Origin of the sequence: Ancylobacter crimeensis, from assembly GCF_023016805.1 — a bacterium.
Lineage (GTDB): Bacteria > Pseudomonadota > Alphaproteobacteria > Rhizobiales > Xanthobacteraceae > Ancylobacter > Ancylobacter crimeensis.
The window spans coordinates 362521-383515 of sequence record NZ_JALKCH010000003.1 but is presented as its reverse complement, the minus strand read 5'-3'; the positions used below and the strand labels follow the sequence as shown (position 1 = coordinate 383515).

General features: G+C 68.3%; 15 protein-coding genes and 2 pseudogenes. 6 read left to right on the top strand and 11 right to left on the bottom strand.

The window, feature by feature from the left end:
• Nucleotides 1-69: 69 nt before the first annotated feature.
• The 3 genes from MWN34_RS06010 to MWN34_RS06000 form a co-directional block, all read right to left on the bottom strand.
• Complete coding sequence (locus tag MWN34_RS06010) at nucleotides 70-882, bottom strand: endonuclease/exonuclease/phosphatase family protein (protein ID WP_247027549.1); 813 nt, start codon at nucleotides 880-882, stop codon at nucleotides 70-72.
• Nucleotides 879-3107 (bottom strand): VTT domain-containing protein, encoded by a 2229-nt coding sequence (locus tag MWN34_RS06005; protein ID WP_247027547.1) that lies wholly within the window; start codon nucleotides 3105-3107, stop codon nucleotides 879-881. The genes MWN34_RS06010 and MWN34_RS06005 overlap by 4 nt, the downstream gene beginning before the upstream one ends.
• Before the next feature lie 75 nt (nucleotides 3108-3182).
• Nucleotides 3183-5366 (bottom strand): putative bifunctional diguanylate cyclase/phosphodiesterase, encoded by a 2184-nt coding sequence (locus MWN34_RS06000; RefSeq protein WP_247027545.1) that lies wholly within the window; start codon nucleotides 5364-5366, stop codon nucleotides 3183-3185.
• Nucleotides 5367-5557: 191 nt separating this feature from the next.
• Between MWN34_RS06000 and MWN34_RS05995 the strand changes: the two genes are divergently transcribed.
• The gene (locus MWN34_RS05995) at nucleotides 5558-5788 is read left to right on the top strand and encodes a hypothetical protein (protein ID WP_247027543.1); all 231 of its coding nucleotides are present in this window, start codon (nucleotides 5558-5560) and stop codon (nucleotides 5786-5788) included.
• 135 nt (nucleotides 5789-5923) lie between these two features.
• Entirely contained in the window at nucleotides 5924-6514 is a 591-nt protein-coding gene (locus MWN34_RS05990) for an SCO family protein (RefSeq protein WP_247027654.1), read from the top strand.
• 342 nt (nucleotides 6515-6856) lie between these two features.
• On the opposite strand, the pseudogene MWN34_RS05985 reads toward MWN34_RS05990, so the two are convergent.
• Nucleotides 6857-7780 (bottom strand): annotated as a pseudogene (locus MWN34_RS05985) (glycosyltransferase); the annotation flags it as partial.
• 804 nt (nucleotides 7781-8584) lie between these two features.
• On the opposite strand from MWN34_RS05985, the gene MWN34_RS05980 reads away from it, so the two are divergent.
• The gene (locus MWN34_RS05980; RefSeq protein ID WP_247027542.1) at nucleotides 8585-9478 is read left to right on the top strand and encodes a transporter substrate-binding domain-containing protein; all 894 of its coding nucleotides are present in this window, start codon (nucleotides 8585-8587) and stop codon (nucleotides 9476-9478) included.
• 7 nt (nucleotides 9479-9485) lie between these two features.
• Here the strand turns inward: MWN34_RS05980 and MWN34_RS05975 are convergent, their stop codons facing one another.
• On the bottom strand, nucleotides 9486-10085 hold the full coding sequence (locus MWN34_RS05975; protein WP_247027540.1) for a glutathione S-transferase family protein: 600 nt from the start codon (nucleotides 10083-10085) through the stop codon (nucleotides 9486-9488).
• A 185-nt stretch (nucleotides 10086-10270) separates the two neighbouring features.
• Between MWN34_RS05975 and MWN34_RS05970 the strand changes: the two genes are divergently transcribed.
• The 3 genes and pseudogenes from MWN34_RS05970 to MWN34_RS19760 all read left to right on the top strand — a co-directional run.
• Nucleotides 10271-11935, top strand: coding sequence for a lysine--tRNA ligase (locus MWN34_RS05970; protein WP_247027538.1), 1665 nt, complete (start codon nucleotides 10271-10273; stop codon nucleotides 11933-11935).
• 29 nt (nucleotides 11936-11964) lie between these two features.
• Nucleotides 11965-12528, top strand: coding sequence for a hypothetical protein (locus tag MWN34_RS05965; RefSeq protein ID WP_247027536.1), 564 nt, complete (start codon nucleotides 11965-11967; stop codon nucleotides 12526-12528).
• A gap of 63 nt (nucleotides 12529-12591) precedes the next feature.
• Nucleotides 12592-12978 (top strand): annotated as a pseudogene (locus MWN34_RS19760) (SgcJ/EcaC family oxidoreductase); the annotation flags it as partial.
• A gap of 143 nt (nucleotides 12979-13121) precedes the next feature.
• Here MWN34_RS19760 and MWN34_RS05960 read toward each other — a convergent pair.
• From MWN34_RS05960 to dnaN, 6 genes are all read right to left on the bottom strand, one after another.
• The gene (locus MWN34_RS05960) at nucleotides 13122-14855 is read right to left on the bottom strand and encodes a thiamine pyrophosphate-binding protein (RefSeq protein WP_247027534.1); all 1734 of its coding nucleotides are present in this window, start codon (nucleotides 14853-14855) and stop codon (nucleotides 13122-13124) included.
• Between the two features lie 232 nt (nucleotides 14856-15087).
• Complete coding sequence (gyrB, locus tag MWN34_RS05955) at nucleotides 15088-17517, bottom strand: DNA topoisomerase (ATP-hydrolyzing) subunit B (protein ID WP_247027532.1); 2430 nt, start codon at nucleotides 17515-17517, stop codon at nucleotides 15088-15090.
• A gap of 57 nt (nucleotides 17518-17574) precedes the next feature.
• Nucleotides 17575-18189: a LysE family translocator gene (locus tag MWN34_RS05950; protein WP_247027530.1), complete on the bottom strand. Its 615-nt coding sequence runs from the start codon at nucleotides 18187-18189 to the stop codon at nucleotides 17575-17577.
• 58 nt (nucleotides 18190-18247) lie between these two features.
• Entirely contained in the window at nucleotides 18248-18652 is a 405-nt protein-coding gene (locus tag MWN34_RS05945; RefSeq protein ID WP_247027528.1) for a VOC family protein, read from the bottom strand.
• Nucleotides 18653-18654: 2 nt separating this feature from the next.
• A complete protein-coding gene (recF, locus tag MWN34_RS05940; RefSeq protein ID WP_247027652.1) occupies nucleotides 18655-19815 on the bottom strand; it encodes a DNA replication/repair protein RecF in 1161 nt (386 codons plus the stop codon).
• A complete protein-coding gene (gene dnaN, locus MWN34_RS05935) occupies nucleotides 19815-20933 on the bottom strand; it encodes a DNA polymerase III subunit beta (protein WP_247027526.1) in 1119 nt (372 codons plus the stop codon). Before dnaN ends, recF begins: the two co-directional genes overlap by 1 nt.
• Nucleotides 20934-20995: the final 62 nt, after the last annotated feature.

The following is a 20995-nucleotide window of genomic DNA, read 5'->3' as shown; positions in this document are numbered from 1 at the left end:
GCGTATCTCTCGGCGCACCTCGGTGCGCGGCAGCGGGCGGGCGGATGCGGGCTCGCTCATCGGTCCTCCTTACCCGGCCGGCACGGCCGGAGCGGCGGGCATCAGTCCATCGGTCAGCATAGCGGGCGCGACGGTATCCTCCAGCTCCTCCACCGGCACGGTTACGCGCAGGGCGATGTCCGCGATCACCGGCAGGTGGTCGGAGCAGCGGCGCGCGGCCGGGTCGGTCCAGGCGGCGAGGATCGGGGTGTTGGCATAGACCCGGTCGAGCTTCATGAGCGGCAGCGGGGCGGGGAAGGTGCGCAGACGGGTTCGCACCGGCAGGCTCGCGGCCAGCGTCCGGCGCACCGAGCCGAAGGGGAACCAGTCGTTGAAATCGCCCAGCATCAGCGTGCTGTCGGCCCAGGGTGCCGCGGCCAGCGAGGCCAGCCGGCGCGCTTGCCGCCAACGCTCGCCAATGTCGAGGCCGAGATGGGCGGCCACGAGATGCACGGCGACCCCGCCGACCACGATTTCCGCCTCGATTGCCGCGCGAGGCTCGTGCCTGCGGTGCGAGAGGTCGTGCAGCTCAATGCGGCGAAACGGCCAGCGGCTGAACAGGGCGTGGCCGTAATCGCCATCCCCGGTGATGATGGTACGCGCCTGCGCCTGGTGACGGCCGGGTCCGGTAAGGCAGGCGAGCGGGGCGAGGCATTCGGCCGGGCGGCCGCGGGTATCGAGCTCCTGCAGGGCGAGGATGTCCGGCCGATGCCGGGCGATCAGCCGGCAGATACGCTCGAGGTCGAAGCGCCGGTCGGGGCCGATGCCGCCATGCAGGTTCCAGCTCATCACCCGCAGCGCTCCGGGCGCGGGCCCGAGCGGCGCGTCGCCGGGCGCCGTCATCCGTCCACCGTCCGGTAGCGGGTGATGAGGAGTTGCAGCCCGACGCCGAGGCCCACCCACAGCAGCACGAAGCCGGCCAGCGCGAGGATGCCCCCGAGGCTGGGGTCGTGGAACAGTGCCGAGATCTGGTTGCCCAGCGCCGACATGACGATGAGGCCCGGCATCAGGCCGAGCGCGGTGCCGGCGATGAAATCGATGAAACGCAGCCCTATCGCCCCGGCGACGAGATTGACGAAGGTGAAGGGTGCCAGCGGCACCAGCCGGACGGATGCCATCGTCACGATGCCACTGCGCCCCAGCGCCCGGCGGATGCGGTTGATGCGCGGACCGATGACCCGTCGCAGCGGCCGCGAGCCGAGCCGCCGTCCGACGCCATAGGAGACGGCTGCGCTCGCCAGCGCGCCCATCAGCGCGAAGAGGAAGCCCTGCCAGCCGCCGAACACTGCTATGGTGGCGAAGATCAGCAGCGTGACCGGGAAGATCACGCATTCCGCCACCAGAAAGAGCGCCACCACCGCGAGCGGGGCCCAGGGCCGGTCGGAAATGGCGTCGATGGCGTTCATGATCTGGTCGGTATTTCCGAGCGGCGACATCTGCCACACATAGCTGACGATGAGGATCGCGCAGAGCAGCACCACCGCCTTCAGCACGGCGCCCAGACCGATCCGGCGCGAGCGTGGGGCGTTTCGGGCGTCGGCCTGGGCCTCGTCCTCGTCGAACGGCTCGATAGGGTCGGCCACGGCGTCCAGCGCGGCTTCGGTCGGCGCGATGCCGGAGATGGCGTCCTCCACGGCAAGCAGGCGGCGGCGCTCGCCCGGCTCGGCATCGATCAGCGGCAGCAGGGGACGGCCGCTCGAAAGATGCGCGCCGATCCGCGCGGGATCGATGCCACTGTGCTCGCCGATCAGCCGGTCGCGGATCGCGGCGATGCCCGCGCGCGACACGTCCCCGGCCGGACCGTCAGGCGCGGCGAACACGATGTCGCATTCGCTGTCGAGGCCCATGGAACGATTGCACAGATTGGCCGAGCCGATGCGCAGCAGCGCGTCGTCCACCGCCAGCACCTTGGCGTGGACCATGACCGGCACGGCGGCGTCGTCGGCGCGCGATTGCGGGTAGAGCAGGCGCACCCGCTCCGCCACGCCGGCGTCTTCGAGAATGTTCATGAAGCGCAGGCGCCCCGCCACCATCACCCGGCGCTCCAGCCAGCCATCATAAGAGCGTGGGCATACGATGAGCGCCTCGAGCGCCGCCCGCTCGCGCATCCGGGCGGCAAGGCGCTCGGCGGTGGCGGCATGGGTGACGAACTGGTTCTCGATATAGACCAGCCGCTCCGCCGCACCGACCATGTCGGCGAACAGGTGGTGCACCTCGTCCACCGCCGCCTCGCCCGCGAAGCGCGGCATGGTGCGGGCGATGCCCACGGCGACATCGGTGAGATCGGGCTCGACGCCGTCCGGCCAGAGGTCCACGGCCGGGCCACGACGCGCGGGCGTGCGCACCGGCAGGGTTTCGCAGGCGGCGCGACGCCAGCGCAGGCGCACGATCTCCCCGAGCGCGGCCGCCGCCTCGCCGTCCACCACCGCCTGCACGTCGTGGAAGGGCGGGTAGAGCGCGCCCGCGGGGTCGGCGCGGCGCGGGTCGTTCACACGGTGCTCGCAACGGTCCCAGCGGCGCGAGGTGAGGTCGAGCCCGCCGGTAAAGGCGAGGCGCTCGTCGATGATCACCATTTTCTGGTGATGCGAGGCGCCGACCGGCAGCACGTCGTCGAGGCAGATCTCGATCTGCTCGGGCGTGCGCCAGAGAAACGAATAGACCGGCGCCAATTCGCGCTGCAGGGCGAACACCATGGAATAGTCCCACAGCAGCAGCCGGATGCGCAGCTTCGGCCGGCGCTTCACGAGCGCGCTCAGGAAGGCGCCGAGGGTTTCCGGCAACCCGTCCTCGGCGCTGCCGGAACAGCCGACCAGCCGGGTACGGCTGTCGAGATCCCAGCCCACGATATGGATCGAGTGCTCGACCTTGAGCATGGCCGCACGCAGCGCGCCGAAATAGGAGCCGCCATCAATGAGGGCCGCCGCCCGCCGCGCCATGGCAGCGCGCCAGACATTGCGGCCGGGTTCGAGAAGGAAAGGCGCATCGGAACGAAGATCGGTCGACGGCATGGAGGAGGCGCCGGATGCGCCGCGGCGCGGGTCGGAAAGGTCACGGGTTCGGTCCAGCACGCCGGTTCGTCCTCCTGGGCTCGCCGGGGACAACGCGGCAGGCGCGAAAAAGTTGGCAAGCGCGAGAAGGCCGGATCAGCCCTCGGCGAGGTGGGCAGGAATTCCCAGAACGTCGGGAGCGGGCTCGGCGCGGTGGAAGTAGTGACCCTGGAACAGCTTCACCCCCAGAATCTTGAGGCGGGCAAGCTCCGGCTCGGCCTCCACGCCCTCGGCCACGAATTCGAGACCGAGGGAGTCGGCGATCGAGACCGCGGCACGGATCAGTGCCTCGTCGATCGGGTCCTTGAGCAGATCGTGCGTCACGGTCCAGTCGATCTTGATGCCGTCGACGCTGAGCTGCTTGAGCAGGTCGAAGGAATTGTAGCCGCTGCCGAAATCGTCGAGATACAGCCGGATGCCGCGCGTCCGCAGCCGCCCGAGGAAGGCGTCCAGCGCGGCGGCGTCGTTGATCTCGTCGGTCTCGGTGATCTCGACCCTGAGCGTGCGCCCGACACCGGGATGCGCATCGATCTCGGCGATCATGAAGGCCTGAAACAGCGGGTCGGTGAGGGCGCGGGAGCCGAAATTCATCGAGATGTAGGGCTGGGGTCCCGGCCGCGCGGCGAGAATGCCGGCATAGAACACGGCCTTCTTGCAGACCCACTCGTCGATCCGGTCCATCAGTCCCACGCGCCGGGCTGCGGGCAGGAAATTGGCCGGGCTGCGGATGCGGCCCTGCTCGTCCACCAGCCGGATCAGCGCCTCGTAGCCGACGACCGCCTCGCCGTCGCCGATCGCCTGCAACTGCAGCGCGAAGCGGTCCTCCTCCAGCGCGAGGCGGATCTTCTCGGCCCAGTCCAGGGTCTCGCGATCGGATTCCGGCGCATCCCGGCGGTACATGTGGATGCGTCCGCGCCCGGCTTCCTTGGCGAGGTAGCAGGAGGTATCCGCCGCCGCGAGCAGATCCGAGACGGTGGAAACACCGGGTCCGGGCGTCACCATGCCGATGCTGAGCCCGAGCGTGAAGCTGCGCGCGGCGAAGGTGAAGCGGTGGCTGCGGGTGTCCGCGATCAGGCCGGTCGCGATCTGGAGCGCTTCCGCCTCGTCCACCTCGGTGATCAGCACCGCGAATTCATCGCCGCCGAGCCGCACCAGCAGATCCTCTGGATGGATGTGCCCGCGCAGGAAGTGGGCGAATTCCCGCAGCACGCCATCGCCCGTCGCGTGGCCGGCGACATCATTGATGGTGCGGAACTGGTCGCAGTCGAGGAACAGGACCCAGATGCCGGAGAGTTCCTCCTGCAGTGCGGCGTCCAGTTTCTCTTCCAGCGCAAAGCGGTTCGGCAGGCCGGTGAGGCTGTCGCTGCGGGCCTGCCGTGCGAGAAGCTGGGCGAATTCGCTCAGCGCGTCCGATTGCTGCTGGAGCTGCCGTTCGGCGGCGATCAGCGCACGCTCGCGCTGCTTCTGCTCGCTCACATCGGTCCAGATGCCCACCGTGCCGCCATCGGCCACCGGCTGGAGATTGACCAGCAGGCATCCGCCATCGGCCAGCGGAAGCTCCAGGCGCCCGCCTTCCGGCCCGCCGGCTTCGCGGATGCTGGCGACCAGTTCGTCGGCCGACATGTCCGCGAGATCGAAGGCCCCCGCGATCGCGGCGCGACGCACCACGTCATCCAGCGTTGCCTCATCGGGGTCGGTCATCCCGGCCGCGGACATCATCTGCCGGAAGGCGGGGTTGGTCATGCGGATGGTGCGATCGGCATCCATCAGCACGAAACCCTCGCCGAGCCCGGCGATGGCGCCGCTGAGCCGGGTTTCGGATTGCTTGAGCCCGGTGACGTCGGTGAAGGTGGAGACGATGCCGCCATCGGGAGTGCGACGTTCGCGCACGCGCGCCCAGCGGCCGTTGAACAACGCGATATCGTGGGGCGTGCCGTCGGCCTCGTTGTGGCGCTGCATCCGCAGCTCGACGAAGCCTTCCGGCTCGGCCACCACGCTCGGCTCCTCACTGGCGAAGGCGACCATCTTTCGGAACGGCATGCCGTGAAGGTCGCCCAACTCCTTCATGAAGGGAAACATCTCGAGGTAGCGGCGATTATACAGGACCAGCCGGTCGTCGGCGTCGAACAGGCAGAAGGCCTCGCTCATTGAATCGAGCGCAAGGTCGAGCCGCCGGCGCGCATCTCCTGCGCCCAGGCTCAACGGATGTGCCGGCGAACGGGAGCGGTCCGAGCCGCTCTTTTCGCTGCGCGGAGTGCTGATCGCGTCAGACCCGCTCATGCCGCGTTTATCCCCTGCCCGTGCCTGCGGTATGCCTTCCTTCCGCAGATCGCCCCTGAAGGTGCGATAGTGAAGCCCATGATGCGACGTTACAAGTTTCCGTCTAACATATCGCCGTGTCCGGTTCTGGGGATAACTGCTTTTTCCGGATGCTTTCCCCCGTGATCCGCCGCTGTCGAGGCTGAATGCCTATGGTGTCCCACGAAATCGAGACGGCAACGCCGTCCGCCGCCCAGTTTCCGCCGCGCGTTCGCAGCGAAGGCGTGGTGCGCGAACGGGCCGGGCTGCGGGCGGGGGTGGTCGTCTGGCTGGCGGCCGGGCTCGCCTTCGTGCTGGTCGCGGCAGCCATCGGCTTGTGGGCGCGCCACGGCGAAGCGGTCTTCTTCGACCTGCTGGCCGCGGGCATGGCGGCCTGTTTCTAGCGATCCTGCGCCGCCCGACAGCGCCGCTGACGCGAGCGTGAGGGGGTGAGGCAACGGCGGCCATTGTGTCGGCGCGTGTCCTGACGCAAAACCCCCCGCGCACACCGCACCGCCGCTTCGCGTGGAGAGCTTCCGATGCCGCAACGCCGGATCATCCTGGTCTTTGCCCTGTTCGTGCTCGGCGCGGCGGCCATTCTCGCCGCCACGCTGGCGCTGCTGCCCGATCGCGGCTCACAGGTCGCGCAGGCCACGCAGGTGGGCGGACCGTTCGAGCTTGTCGATCAGGACGGCCGGATGGTGAACGACACGACCTTCCACGGCACGCCGATGCTGGTGTTCTTCGGCTTCACCCACTGCCCCGACATCTGCCCGACGACGCTTGCCGACATCTCCCAGCTCTTCGACGCGCTCGGTCCCGATTCGCGCAAGGTCGCGGCGCTGTTCATCACGGTTGACCCGGAACGGGATACCCCGGACGTGATGAAGAGCTATATTTCGAGCTTCCATCCGTCGATCTTCGGCCTTTCGGGCACGCCCCAGCAGACGGCGGCGGCGCTCAAGGCCTATCGGGGCTATGCGCGCAAGGTGCCGACGGAGGGCGGCGACTACACGATGGATCACACGGCGGTGGTCTATCTCATGGACAAGGACGGCAATTTCGTCGCGCCGTTCAATCTCAAGCGTCCCGTCGAGCAGAGCGCCGCCGAGCTGCGTCGTTACCTCTAGCCCGTCCACGGGCGCGCCGTGCCTTTTCGTCCGCGCCGAGGTACGGGCGAGGCCGTGGGTGGTCTTCTCCCAGGTCGAGGGCGAGAAGACGAGCTGCCACACCGCCCGCCATGCCGCCCCCGACAGCAGCAGCCAGTAGAGCGGCGTGAGCGCGAGCGTACCGAGCAGGCGAAGGGTTCCGCTGTTTGCCGGGCCCGCGGCACGGTCGGCCAGCCCCGCGACCGTCAGCAGCGCGCTCGCGCCATAGCCGGCCACCATCACCGCGATGCCGAGCGCGCGCGCGATGGCCCCGCTCAGTGACAGCGCCGCCTCCGGCGCGACGATATCCATGAGCAGCGCGACGAGGAAGAAGGGATGGATCAGCGCGGCGAGCAAATTGCCCGCCAGCAGCACGCCGATGCCGAGTGCCGCGCCGGCCCCCAGATCGCGCGCCAGCGCACGCGGATCGCGGCCATGCACCAGCGCGGTCTGCAGCCAGCCCTTGTACCAGCGGGTACGCTGGCGCATCCAGGCGGCCCGCGTGCTGGTCGCTTCCTCATGGGTGGTGGATGAGAGGGTACGGGTCTGCCAGCCGGCGCGCGCGAGGCGGATGCCGAGATCGGCATCTTCCGTGACGTTGAACGGGTCCCACGCCCCCACCGCTTCCAGCGCCTCGCGGCGGAAATGGTTGGAGGTGCCGCCCAGCGGCACCGGCAGGCCGGTATCGGCGAGCAGAGGCAGCATCAGCCGGAAATGGCCGGCATATTCGGCGGCGAATTGGTCGGCGATCCAGCTATCCGCGCCGTTGTCGATGGCGAGCCGCGCCTGCACGCAGGCGACGCTCGCCCCGGCCGGCCCGGCGAACAGCGCCGCGGCGCGGCACAACTGGTCGGGCTCGGGCTCGTCTTCGGCATCATAGATGCTGATCAGGCTGCCGCGGGCATGGGGCAGCGCGGCGTTCAGCGCCTTGGGCTTGGTGCGGGGCCCGCGCTCCGGCGCCACCACAACGCGAAAGCGCGGGTCGCGGCAGGCGGCACGGGCAGCGGCTGCGGTCCGCGGATCGTCGGCCTCCACCACCAGCAGGATTTCCAGTTTCTCCGCAGGGTAGTCGAGCCGCGCCAGCATAGCGCAGAGCTTCGGCAGGACCTCCGCCTCGCGGTAGAGCGGCGCGAGAACGCTCACCACCGGCAGGTCCGCATCGGTGAGCGCAGGCGCGGGTCGTTCCGACAGTTCGGTCGCGCAGGCGGTGATGCGCAGCGACGACCAGCCGAGCACCAAGAGCGCCATCAGCCCGGCGAGCGCAAGGCGCAGTCCGTCCGGCAGCGCGCCCATCAGGAAGGGCAGGGCGGCCAGCAGGAGCGCGCCCGCGGCCAGCATCGGCCTGCTGATGTCGAGCCCCGCGGCAGACAGCTCCGGGCGAGTGACGTGCAGCCGGTAGGCCGCGCAGCCGGCCAAGTGGTCGGCCCGCGCGGCCAAAAGATGCGCGCGCAGCCGCTCCGGGCTGGTCAGGCGGATGCGCCGGCGCAGGCCGGGCAGGCGGGCGAGTTCAGCGGCGAGCCGGCGCACGCCATGGCCGCGCGGGGCGACGAGGAGGTCGCCATTCGCCAGCCGCAGATGCCCCGTGGCCAGCGCGGCCCGTATCCCGCGCCAGGAGGGCGGCGCGATCTCCGGACCGATGGCGTCGAGATCGGCGACGGCAAGGCCGAGATGGCGGGCGTGGAGATGGAGCATGTCGTTTGGCGCGAGGCGCCCGGCGGCAAGCAGAACCTCGTCAGCCCCCACCTTGAGCCGGCCGGCACGCTCGATCGCGGCGGCGATCTCCTGCGCCGGCAACCGCCCGGCGAGGCCGGCAATCTCGGCGGGCAGGGACGGCTCGGGGGCCCAACCATGCGCGGGCGCGGAACGTTCGACACAGCGCGTTCGCGGGATCGCCGCGCCGGGCTGCCCGCCGTCCGCACGCTCGCCACCAAAGGCCATCGCCGCCGTCCCCGGTACGCTCATGCGCCCACACAACCCTCGCGCCCGTTCCGCTCCGAGGCTACAAGGGGAACTGGCCGCGGCAAGAAGCGCCGGCCGGGCTTTGAGGTGCGCATGCGGTATTCGGGTCGGTTTTCGAAACAATGTGGCGCTTTTGCCGCAACGGCCGTTCTGTTTCTCCTCGCCTTCGCCGTCCCGCCGTCCCGCGGAGCGGAAACCGCTGCCAAGCCGGGCGCCACCCGCATTACCTTGCCGGGCTTCTTCGATCCGAGGCGCCGTCCGGACCGACCCGATCCCAGCCGCGCGCTGATCCAGATCCGCTTCATTGCCACCGACGATTTTCCGCCCTTCTCGTTTCGCGGCGCGGACGGGCAGGTCATGGGATTCGACGTGGATCTCGCCCGCGCCATCTGCCAGGAACTCGCGGTGCAGTGCACGCTTGAGGTGAAGCCCTTCGACGCCCTCATCCCCGCCTTGGAGGACGGGCAGGCGGATGCAGCGGTGGCGGGCATCGCCATGACCCCGGCGAGCCGGGCGAAGCTCGACTTTTCCGATCGCTATTTCCGCTCTCCCGCCCGTTTCCTCGCCAGGCGCGAACGCGGCATCGGCGCCATCACACCGGAGACCATCGGCCCCCTCGCGGTCGGCGTGGTCGCGGGCACGGCGCATGAGGCCTATCTGAAGAGCTTCTTCCCCAATGCGGCGTTGCGGCCTTATCCGAACATGGACGCGCTGCGCGCCGCTTTGCTGCGCGGCGAGGTGGAGCTGGTCTTCGCCGACGGCGTGCAATCCGCCCTGTGGATGAACAGCGCGGCGGCGCAAGGCTGCTGCGCCTTTGTCGGCGGGCCCTTCACCGAGAGCCGCTATTTCGGCGAGGGCCTCGCCATCGCGGTGAAGAGCGGCAACGATCTGGTGCGGCAGTCGATCAACTACGCGCTGAGCCAGCTTTGGGAGAAGGGGCTCTACACCGACCTTTACCTGCGCTGGTTCCCGATCAGCGTCTATTGAGCGGCCTTTAGCCCGCGGCGTCGATTTCCCACGCCCGCTGCAGCGCCGGGCGCGCCTTGCAGCGATCGAGATAGGCGGTGAAGCTTGGGCGCGGCTCCACCACCTTGAACACCTCCATGCTGTAATAGAGGTCGGCGCCGATCATCACGTCCGCCGCCGAGAAGTCGGCCCCCAGCAGCCAGGGCCCCTTGGCGAGCGCCGCGTCCAGCACGTCGAACACCCGCTCGAAGCTGCCCCAGCCCACGCTCGCGCTTGGCATATGGGCGCCGGAGAACTTTTCGGTCAGCGCGCCCTCCATGCAGGCGGGCGAGAAGAACAGCCAGCGCAGGTAGTCCCCGCGCCGCGGATCGCCCAGCGGCGGGGCAAGGCCGGCCTCCGGTGCGCGCTCGGCGACATAGGCGCAGATCGCCCCGGACTCGGTCACCCGCGCCGCGCCTTCCGTCAGCGCCGGCACCTTCATCATCGGGTTGATGCGCCGGTAGGCCGGGCTCTGCTGAACGCCGGAGCGGATGTCGATGAGTTCGCGCACATAAGGCAATCCGGATTCCTCCAGAACCCAGAGTGCGCGAAGCGAGCGGCTCTGCGGCGCCCAATACAGCCGGATCATGTGCGTCTCCTGTTGGTCCCGTCTGCGGGACATAAGGCCCGCGCTGGCCCGTGGTTCCGTCCGCGCGCCGGCTCCGGTGCCGGCTTTCTGTGCGCAGCGCCGCCTTCGCGCAAAACCGCTAGGCACTCCTGCAGGAATTGCTCTAGTGTCCGCGCCCATTCAAAACGCCCCGAGGAGCGAGCATCATGACGGCGACCGCCACGGTCGAGGATTTTGCAGCCGAACTGCGCGCGGCGGCCGAGACGGCCGGCGCCTGGCCGTTCGAGGAAGCGCGCAAGATCGTCGAGCGTCTGAAGCGGAAACCGAAGAGCGAGGTGCTGTTCGAGACCGGCTACGGCCCCTCGGGCCTGCCCCATATCGGCACCTTCGGCGAGGTGGCGCGCACCACCATGGTGCGCCATGCCTTCCGGGTGCTCACGGAAGACAAGATCCCCACGCGCCTGCTCTGCTTCTCCGACGACATGGACGGCATGCGCAAGATCCCGGAGAACGTGCCGGATCCGGTCGCGCTGCGCCCTTATCTGCAGATGCCGCTGACCCGGGTGCCGAACCCGTTCGGTGGCGGCTATGAGAGCTTCGGGCACCACAACAACGCGATGCTCCGCCGCTTCCTCGACACCTTCGGCTTCGACTACGAATTCGCCAGCGCGACGGATTATTATTTCTCCGGCAAGCTCGACGCCGTGTTGCTGGAGGCGGCGCGGAAATACGAGGCCATCATGGAGGTGATGCTGCCGACCCTCGGCGAGGAGCGGCAGGCGACCTATTCGCCCTTCCTGCCCATCTCGCCGACCTCGGGCCGCGTGCTCTACGTGCCGCTGAAGGCGGTGGATGCGGAAGCCGGTACCATCACCTTCACCGACGAGGACGGGGTGGACAAGACCGTTCCCGTAACCGGCGGGAATGTGAAGCTGCAGTGGAAGCCGGATTTCGGCGCCCGCTGGGCTGCACTCGACGTCGATTTCGAGATGTTCGGCAAGGATCACCAGACCAATGCGCCGATCTATGACCGGATCAGCGAGATCCTCGGTGCTACCGCGCCGGAACACTTCGTCTATGAGCTGTTCCTGGACGAGCAGGGCCAGAAGATCTCGAAGTCGAAGGGCAACGGCCTCACCATCGACGAGTGGCTGACCTATGCCAGCCCGGAGAGCCTCGCGCTCTACATGTTCCAGTCACCACGCTCGGCCAAGAAGCTCCATTTCGGGGTGATCCCGAAGGCGGTGGACGAATATTATTCCTTCCTCGCCCGCTATCCGACCCAGGACTGGAAGAACCGGCTCGGCAATCCGGTGTGGCACATCCATTCCGGCAACCCGCCGGCGATCGAGCTGCCGATCAACTTCGGCCTGCTGCTGAAACTCGCCTCGGCCTCCAACGCCGAGCACAAGGACGTCCTGTGGCGCTTCATCGGCCGCTACGCGCCCGGCGTCACGGTGGAAACCCACCCCGAGCTCGACCGGCTGGCCGGCTATGCGGTGCGCTATTTCATCGATCGGGTGAAGCCGCACCGGGAATTCCGCCTGCCCGACGAGGTGGAGGCCGATGCGCTGGCGCGGCTCGACGTGGCGCTGTCCGCGCTCGACGGAAGCGACCGGGAGGCGATCCAGAACGCGGTGCTGGACGTCGCCCGGCCGGTGCCGCGCTACCAGGACACCAAGCGCAAGGGCCCCGATGGCGGCCCGGGCGTGTCCTTCGCCTGGTTCAGCGCGCTCTACGAACTGCTGCTCGGCGAGAAGGAGGGGCCGCGCTTCGGCACCTTCGTCGCGGCCTACGGCATTCCCGAAACCCGCGCGCTCATTGCCCGCGCGCTGTCGGGTGAACTCGCCGGCAACGGCCAGCCGGCCTGAACGAACAACGGCGAACGGGTGGGGGCAGCATGTCGGGCCATGCCGACGGGCGGATCGCGCTGAATGTCGACGATCCCAAGCAACTTCTCGACATGCTCGACCCGCACCCGTTCCGCGAGCGCGGGCTCGACGGCGAGGTCGAGGACTACATCCACGATCGCGCGCTCGACCTGCCGGCCGCCGCACCGATCGCCATCACCGTCCATTTGCCGGCCGAGCGTGCGAGCCCGACCGTCATCGCCTCGCTGCCGGCCGTCTTCACAGCCCATTTCACCCGGCGGGCCGAGCGCGTGTCGCGCGACCTGTCGCGCCTGCTGGCGACCGGGCTGAGGGCGCTGGTCATCGGCCTCGTGGTGCTCGGCCTGTCGCTGCTGGTCGGTCAGGCGCTGGTGAACCTGTTTCCCAACTCCCGCCTCGCCAATGTGATGATGGAAGGCCTGGTGATCTTCGGCTGGGTGGCCAACTGGCACCCGATGGAGATCTTCCTCTTCGAATGGTGGCCGCTGGCCGCCGAACGCAGGCTCTGCCGTCGGCTTGCCGCTGCTTCCGTTACGGTACTTTCCGGTCCGGCCGTGGCATCATCCGCTTCATGATCCGCGCCGTCGCCGCATCGGGCTGAGATCGCCCGGCATCGGGGCGCGCGAGCGGGGGCGGGGATGAACGACACGGAAACGGATGCCGCGATCGGCGTGCTTCTCGCCGCCATGGAGGCGGCGTGGAATGCCCATGACGCGCTCGCTTATGCCGGGCTGTTCGCGGCGGATGCCGATTTCACCAATGTGTTTGGGCTCACGGTCCATGGCCGCGAGCCCATAGAGCGAGGCCACACCGTCATCTTCGGCGGCATGTTCCGCGACAGCGAGCTGACATTGGCGCCGCCGGTCCTGCGCCGGCTGGGACCGGAGCTGGTGGCGGTGGACGTCAGGTGGCGCATGAGCGGGGCCCGCGATGCGCGCGGCGAGCCATGGCTGGAGCGCCACGGGCTGTTCAACGCCGTCGCCGTTCGGGAAGGACGCGAGTGGCGTTTCCTCATCTTCCACAACCAGGATGTGCCGCCGCCGGAGCGGGTGCGCGAGATCGTGGCGCTGCTTGCCGGCGACCCGCCGGGCAGGGCGATTGACACGCCCCGTCTGCGGTATCGCCGCCACGTCGCGGAACGGAGCTCGCGCTCACCCCGCAGGCGCGCTCACCCCACCGAGCGCTTGGCCAGCGAGGCTTCGCGGAGCTTGGTCAGCGTTGTCACCGGCGTGATCGCTTCCGGGTCGAGCTTCACATGCACGATGGCCGGCCGGCCGGAAGCGAGAGCCGCGTCGAGGGCCGGCACGAAGTCCTCATCCCGTTCCACGGTGCTCCCAAACGCCCCAAAGGCGCGCGCATAGGCGGCGAAATCCGGGTTGGTAAGCGTGGTGGCATAGACGCGGGTGGGGAATTCGCGCTCCTGGTGCATGCGGATCGTACCGTACATGCCGTTGTCGACGATGACGGCGACGACCGGGATGTCGTGCTGCACGGCGGTCGCCAGTTCCTGTCCCGTCATCAGGAAATCGCCGTCGCCGCACACCGCGACCACGGGCGTGCCGGGCCGGCTGCGCTTGGCGGCGATGGCGGCGGGAAAGCCGTAGCCCATCGAGCCCGAGGTCGGCGCCAGCTGGCTGCCGAAGGCGCGGAAACGGTGGAAGCGATGCACCCAGGTGGCGAAATTGCCGGCGCCGTTGCACACCACCGTCTCCGGCGGCAAAGCGCGCAGCCAGTGCACCAGCGTCGCCATCTGCACCGGGCCGGGATTGGCCGGAGGCTGTTCGCTCCAGCCGAGATAATCGGCGCGCGCCGCTTCCCGCCAGCCGGCCCATGGGATGACGTTCGGCGGCTGCACGCCCTCCAGCGCCGCAGCGAAGGCGCCCGACGAGGCGTTGATGGCGAGCGTGGGCTGATACACCCGGCCCAGTTCCTCCGGGTCGGCATGGACATGGACGAGGGGAACGCCGGGGTCGGGGATGCCGTAGAGGCTGTAGCCCTGCGAGGGCACCTCGCCGAGCCGCCCGCCGGCGACGATGACGAGGTCCGCCGCCTTCAGGCGCGCGACGAGCTCAGGATTGATGCCGAGCCCGACATCGCCCGCATAGCAGGGGTGATCCGCCGGAAAGAGCATCTGCCGGCGGAAGGAGGCCGCGACCGGCAGGTCGAATCGCTCGGCGAAGCGCACCACCGAGGCGACCGCCTTCGCGTTCCAGCGGCTGCCGCCGAGGATGACGACGGGGCGCTCCGCCGCCCAGAGCATCTTCTGCAGCCGCATCATGTCGGTGAGGCCGGGCCAGGTCTCGGCAGGCTCGATGGCGGGTGCGTCAGGAACCGTGGCGATCTCGCTCAGCATGTCCTCCGGCAGCGCGATCACCACCGGGCCGGGCCGGCCCTGCGTCGCGACGCGGAAGGCGCGGGCGACGATCTCCGGGATGCGGGCGGCTTCGTCGATCTCGACCGCCCATTTGGCGATCGGTCCGAAGGCGGCACGGTAATCCACCTCCTGGAACGCCTCGCGCCCGCGCATGGAACGGCCGATCTGCCCGACGAACAGGATCATCGGGGTGGAATCCTGCTGCGCGATGTGGATGCCCGCGCTCGCATTGGTCGCGCCCGGCCCGCGCGTGACGAAGCAGATGCCCGGCCGGCCGGTGAGCTTGCCGCACGCCTCCGCCATCATCGCCGCCCCGCTTTCCTGCCGGCAGACGACGAAATCGACATCGGTGTCGGCCAGCGCGTCCAGCACGTCGAGATAGCTCTCGCCCGGAACGCCGAATGCCCGGGTCACGCCCTGCCCAATGAGCGCATCGACCAGAATGTGGGCACCGGTGCGCGGACGCGGCGCCGATGCGTCGGGCAGGCGAGTGGAGGTTTCAGTGGGATGGGTCGTGGTGGGGCACATGGCGGACGCAGACTCCCGCGGGCAAGGTGCCAAAGCAGTGCCACGAGCCGGCGGACAAGGGAAGCGACCCGGATCAAGGGCGGGGGAAATCGTGTCGACTTGTAGGTAATAAGGTAATGGACAGGGCTGGTGGGAGGCGCGGCTCTCGCCGGGCACGAAAAAGCCGGCACTTCGGGGTGCCGGCTTCGGTCATTCTGGACTCATCGTCCACCTGACTGCACGGATCGGACCGTCAGATATCGACCGTCGCCTTGAGCGCGTTTTCCTGGATGAACTCGCGGCGCGGCTCCACCACGTCGCCCATCAGGCGCTCGAACAGCTCGGCCGCCTCCACATTCTCCTTCACCGTCACCTGCAGCAGCGAACGGGCGTTGACGTCCAGCGTGGTTTCCCACAACTGTTCGGCGTTCATCTCGCCAAGTCCTTTGTAACGCTGAAGTTTCACGCCCTTCCGGCCGGCGTCGGTGACGGCGTCGAACAGGTCGAGCGGACCGAAGACGACGGTGTCGATGCTGCCCCTGCGCAGGGTTGCCGGACGGTCATGCACCTCGGCGAGATCCTGCGCCAGCGCCGCAAGGCGCCGTGCTTCCGCCGATTGCAGGAAGACCGCATCGAGCGTGGCGACTTCCCTCACCCCGCGCACAACACGGGTGAAACGGTAGCCCGCAGCATCAGCCTCGCCAAGCCAGCCGCGCTCCGTCTCCTCCGCCACGAGGTCGAGACGACCCGCGACTTTCTTAACGATCGCAATGGCTTGATCTTCATTCTCCTGCCAGAGGCCGGGCGTCAGCGCTCCCCCCAGGGCGGCCTGCTCGACCACGGCGCGGTTGTAGCGCGGATGCAGCGCATGCATCACCGTACGGAATGAACGTGCTGCTTCCAGCACCGCATGAAGGTCCGCGCCGCGCCGCACCTCGCCGGAGGTGAGGATCAGGCTGGCATCGTCGAGCCCCTGGGTGACGAGATAGTCTTCCAGCGAGCGCTCGTCCTTCAGATATTGCTCGGACTTGCCGCGTGTCACCTTGTAGAGCGGCGGCTGCGCGATGAAGATATGGCCGCGGTCGATGAGTTCGGGCATCTGGCGGAAGAAAAACGTAAGCAAAAGTGTACGAATATGCGCGCCGTCGACATCGGCGTCCGTCATGATGATGATCTTGTGGTAGCGCAGCTTGTCGACATTGAAGTCGTCGCGCCCGATGCCGGTGCCGAGTGCGGTGATCAATGTGCCGATCATCTCGGACGACAGCATCTTGTCGAAGCGTGCGCGCTCCACGTTCAGGATTTTACCGCGTAGCGGCAGGATCGCCTGGAAGGCGCGGTTGCGGCCCATCTTGGCGGAGCCGCCGGCCGAGTCGCCCTCGACGATGAAGAGTTCGGACTTCGCGGGGTCGCGCTCCTGGCAATCCGCCAGCTTGCCGGGCAGGGAGGCGACGTCGAGCGGGTTCTTGCGGCGGGTGAGTTCGCGCGCCTTGCGTGCCGCCTCGCGGGCCGCGGCCGCCTCAACCACTTTGCCCACAACGGATTTTGCCTCCGCCGGGTTTTCTTCCAGCCACGAGCCGAGGGCCTCGTTGACCAGCGCCTCGACCACCGGGCGGACCTCGGAGGAAACCAGCTTGTCCTTGGTCTGGGAGGAGAATTTCGGGTCCGGCACCTTAACCGACAACACGGCGGTCAGGCCTTCGCGGCAATCCTCGCCGGTGGGCGCGACCTTCTCCTTCTTGGCGATGCCGGAGCTTTCCGAGTAGCCGATGATCTGGCGGGTCAGTGCCGCCGCAAAGCCGGTGAAATGGGTGCCTCGATCACGCTGCGGAATGTTGTTGGTGAAGCAAAGCACGTTCTCGTAATAGCTGTCGTTCCACGACAGCGCGCATTCGACGGAAATGTCGTCGCGTTCAGCGCGGATCACGATAGGCTTCGGCAGAAGGGCCTGCTTCGAGCGATCGAGATACTTCACGAAAGCCTCGACGCCGCCCTCATACATCATCTCCTCGCGCTTCACCTCGGAGGAGCGCGCGTCGGTGAGCACGATGCGGACGCCGGAATTCAGGAACGCCAGCTCGCGCAACCGGTGCTCGAGCGTGTGATAGTCGAATTCGACCTTGGTGAAGGTCAGAGGCGAGGGCAGGAAGGTCACCTTGGTGCCGCGACGCCCTTCGGGCGCCGGGCCCTTTCTGACGAGGTCTTCCTTTGCGTCTCCATGCTCGAAGCGCATGAAGTATTCATATCCGTTGCGCCAGATGGTGAGGTCGAGAAAGGTGGAGAGCGCGTTCACCACCGACACGCCGACGCCATGAAGGCCGCCGGAAACCTTGTAGGAATTCTGGTTGAACTTTCCGCCGGCGTGCAGCTGGGTCATGATGACCTGAGCAGCGGAGACGCCTTCTTCCAGGTGCATATCGGTCGGAATGCCGCGGCCATTGTCGGTCACGGTGCAGGAACCCTCGGCGTTCAGCGTCACCGTCACCTCGTCGGCATAACCGGCGAGCGCCTCGTCGATGGCGTTGTCCACCACCTCATAGACCATGTGGTGGAGGCCGGAACCATCATCGGTATCGCCGATATACATGCCCGGGCGCTTGCGCACCGCGTCGAGGCCCTTGAGGACCTGGATCGACTGGGCCCCATATTCCTGCGAGGAGGGGGCGGGCGCGGAATCGGCCATGTGCGGAACTCTTCGAATCGTTGAGGCAGAAGGCGAAAACGTAGCGCATTCGCGCGTTTATTTCGTGGCGACGAGTAGGGCGGCGCCGGCCATGGCGGCGCCGCAGGTCCGGTTGATGAGACGGACCGCCCGCGGCCGGCCGACGAGATGCCGGGCCCGGTGGGCAAGCGTGACATAGGCGGTGAGCACCCCCGCCAGCACGCAGACGATGATGCCGCACAATTCCGCAAAACCAAGCAGGCTGAGATGGTTCAGGTCGACGATGCTGGGCAGCAGGGCGAGGTAGAAGGCCATGGCCTTTGGGTTGCCGAGCGTCATGCCAAGGCCGGTGAGGAACAGGCCAAATGGATTGTCGCTCTCGCGGATCTGCGCGGCATCGACCGTCTTCGAACTGCTGGTCCACAGCTTCCACGCGAGGAAGACGAGATAGCAGGCGGCGGCCAGCCGGATGACGAGGAAGAAGGAGCCGAGCATGGCCGCGAGAGCCGCCAGGCCGAGCGCCGCTCCCGTCAGCCACACCATGTCGCCGAGAATGATGCCGGCGACAAGCGGCGCCGCGCCGTCGCGCCCGTGCACCAGGGTCCGGGCAACGAGCGCGATCACGCTCGGTCCCGGCGATGCCGCAGCCAGAGCAAGCGCCGCAGCGAAGACGAGCAGGGCGAGAATGTCCATGGGTTCTTCGTGCGCGCGCGTACGCGTGAGGTCAACCCCTAAATGACCACGCGGCCGGTCAGGCTTGCTCCATTGCCGGCGCGCGGTGATGCACGGCCTCGATGCGGTTGCCGTCCGGATCGCGGACGAAGGCGGCATAATAGGCGATGTGGTAGTGAGGGCGCAGCCCGGGTGGCCCGTCGCATGTCCCGCCATGGGCCAGCGCGGCGGCATGGAAGGCATCCACGGCATCGCGGCTTGCGGCGCGGAAGCACCAATGCCGGTTGTCGGCGGCGAAGGCGCCGCGGCTGGCGAGAACGGTGAGATAAGAGCGCTCGTCCTCGTCCGGACCGTTGCGCAGGCCATAGCCTGCCCCATCGTCCCGCCGCCAGACGCGGGGCACGCCGAGCGTCTGCATCACCGCATCCCAGAATGGAAGAGCGCGGGCCGGGTCCGTGACGGTAATGGAAACATGGTCGAGCATGGTCAGCCGTCCCGGTCTGCCGCGACACGGCCTGGGCTTACGCTGAAGCGCTCGGCCTTGTCGGCCAGCGCTTCGAAGGCGGAGGGGTCGGCGCCCGTCATCCACACTTGTCCCCCGATCTGCGCCAGCGCGCGGAACAGCGCGGCACGGCGATCGGGATCGAGATAGGCCACCACATCGTCCAGCAGCATCACCGGCGCAATGCCCGCCATTTCGCCGACAAGACGGGCATGGGCGAGCGACAGGCCGATCAGCAGCGATTTCTGTTCGCCGGTCGAGCCCTGCGCGGCGGGGATCGCCTTCGGGCCATGGCCGACGACGAGGTCGGTGAGGTGCGGGCCCTCGAGCGTGCGGCCGGCGGCGCGATCGCGAGCTCGGCCGTTGCGCAGCGCCGCGCGGTAGCGGTCCTCGACATTCACCGCGGGCTCGTTGGCTAGCGCCTGCTCCAGCGCGCCCTCAAGCGCGACGCTGGCCCAGGGAAACGGCGAAGCATCGTCCCGGCTGGCAGCGATCCCGGCAGCGAGCCGCCGCACGGTTTCGACCCGCGCCGCAGCGACCGCGACGGCGAGCGCGGCGAGTTCATGTTCAACGGCATCGAGATAGCGCGGATCGGTGGAGGTTTCTTCCAGCAGCCGGTTTCGCGAGCGCAGGGCTCGTTCCAGTGCGCCGACCCGCGTGCCGTGCTCGGCATCGACAGCGAGGACGAGGCGATCGAGAAAGCGGCGGCGCTCGCCGGGCGGGCCGAGGAACAGGCCGTCCATCTCCGGCGTCAGCCAGACGACACGCAGATGATCGGAAAACGCGCCGACCGAGCCGACCGGCTCGCGATCGATCCGCGAGCGGCGCTGGCGGCCGCCAGCGTCCGCACCTGCCGTTTCGATGCCCGTGCCGAGTTGCACCTCGCCATAGGCCCCTTCCACCGTCGCGGCAACGGACCATGACGTCGCCGCGACGCCTTCGGGCGAGCGTCGTCCCACGGTGTCCAGCGCCGCCCGGCGCAGGCCACGGCCGGGCGAGAGGAGGGAAATGGCCTCGAGGAGATTGGTCTTGCCCGCCCCGTTCGGCCCGGTCAGCACGACCGGCCCTGCACCGGCGGCGATGTCCGCGCCGGCGTAGCTGCGAAAGGCGGTAAGGCGCAGGCGGATGATGCGAGCTGCGGGGATCACACGCGCATCGGCATCAGGACATAGAGCGAACTGGTGGCGTTCGGCTCCTGAACCAGCGTCGGCGAGCCGGGATCGGCCAGCTTCAGCTCGGCTTCATCGCCCTCGATCTGCGCGGTGATGTCGAGCAGGTAACGGCTGTTGAAGCCGATATCGAGCGGTTCCGCGGCATATTCGACCTCGATCTCTTCTACCGCGCTGCCAGAATCCGGATTGGTGACGGTGAGCGTGAGGTGACCATCGGCGAGCGAGAGCTTGACGGCGCGGCCGCGCTCGGAGGCGACGGTCGAGACACGGTCGACGGCCGCCGCGAATTCGGCCTTGCGGACAACGAGCGTCTTGTCGTTGCCGAGCGGAATGACGCGGCCGTAATCGGGGAAGGTGCCGTCGATCAGCTTGGAGGTGAGCACGACCCGATCGAGCAGGACGCGGATCTTGGCAGTGGAGAGTTCGACCGTGAGTTCGCTTTCCCCATTTTCGACGAGGCGCTGGATCTCGGTGACCGCCTTGCGCGGCACGATCACGCCTGGCATGCCGGAGGCCCCGGCCGGTGCCGCGGTCTGGGCCTGGGCGAGGCGGTGTCCGTCGGTAGCTACCGCGCGCAGCACAGGCTGGCCGGCGGCCTCTGTGACGTGGAGATAGATGCCGTTGAGATAATAGCGGGTCTCTTCGGTCGAGATCGCAAACTGGGTCTTGTCCACCAGCCGCTTCAGTTCGCCCGCATTGAGGGTGAAGCGATGGCTCATCTCGCCGGCGGCAAGGTCCGGGAAATCGGTTTCCGGGAGGGTCTGGAGCTGGAAACGCGAGCGGCCGGCGCGGACGGTGAGCGTGCCGCGATCACCCGAGGTCTCGATCTGCACCTGCGAGCCGTCGGGTAGCTTGCGCACGATGTCGTAGATCGTGTGCGCCGGTACCGTGGTCGCGCCCTCTTCGCCCACCTCGGCCGGAATCACCTCGACGATCTCGATGTCGAGGTCGGTCGCCTTCAGCGCCAAACCGCGCGCATCGGTGCGCATCAGCACATTGGCGAGGATCGGAATGGTGTTGCGTCGCTCGACGACGCGATGGACATGGGCGAGAGACTTGAGCAGTTCGGCCCGCTCGACGGTGACCTTCATGGCCGCGACTTCCAACTCGGGACAGGGAGGACGCACGGGAGGCGCCAAGCACCGGACGCTGC

Bases quoted from the DNA above. Each gene is read 5' to 3' on its own strand.
- MWN34_RS05960 (WP_247027534.1), bottom strand. From the start codon at position 14,855: ATGTGCCCCACCACGACCCATCCCACTGAAACCTCCACTCGCCTGCCC.
- MWN34_RS06000 (WP_247027545.1), bottom strand. From the start codon at position 5,366: ATGAGCGGGTCTGACGCGATCAGCACTCCGCGCAGCGAAAAGAGCGGC.
- MWN34_RS05975 (WP_247027540.1), bottom strand. From the start codon at position 10,085: ATGATCCGGCTGTATTGGGCGCCGCAGAGCCGCTCGCTTCGCGCACTC.
- gyrB (WP_247027532.1), bottom strand. From the start codon at position 17,517: ATGGCCGATTCCGCGCCCGCCCCCTCCTCGCAGGAATATGGGGCCCAG.
- MWN34_RS05990 (WP_247027654.1), top strand. From the start codon at position 5,924: ATGCCGCAACGCCGGATCATCCTGGTCTTTGCCCTGTTCGTGCTCGGC.
- MWN34_RS06010 (WP_247027549.1), bottom strand. From the start codon at position 882: ATGACGGCGCCCGGCGACGCGCCGCTCGGGCCCGCGCCCGGAGCGCTG.
- MWN34_RS05970 (WP_247027538.1), top strand. From the start codon at position 10,271: ATGACGGCGACCGCCACGGTCGAGGATTTTGCAGCCGAACTGCGCGCG.
- MWN34_RS05945 (WP_247027528.1), bottom strand. From the start codon at position 18,652: ATGCTCGACCATGTTTCCATTACCGTCACGGACCCGGCCCGCGCTCTT.
- MWN34_RS05950 (WP_247027530.1), bottom strand. From the start codon at position 18,189: ATGGACATTCTCGCCCTGCTCGTCTTCGCTGCGGCGCTTGCTCTGGCT.
- MWN34_RS05965 (WP_247027536.1), top strand. From the start codon at position 11,965: ATGTCGGGCCATGCCGACGGGCGGATCGCGCTGAATGTCGACGATCCC.
- MWN34_RS05980 (WP_247027542.1), top strand. From the start codon at position 8,585: ATGCGGTATTCGGGTCGGTTTTCGAAACAATGTGGCGCTTTTGCCGCA.
- dnaN (WP_247027526.1), bottom strand. From the start codon at position 20,933: ATGAAGGTCACCGTCGAGCGGGCCGAACTGCTCAAGTCTCTCGCCCAT.
- MWN34_RS05995 (WP_247027543.1), top strand. From the start codon at position 5,558: ATGGTGTCCCACGAAATCGAGACGGCAACGCCGTCCGCCGCCCAGTTT.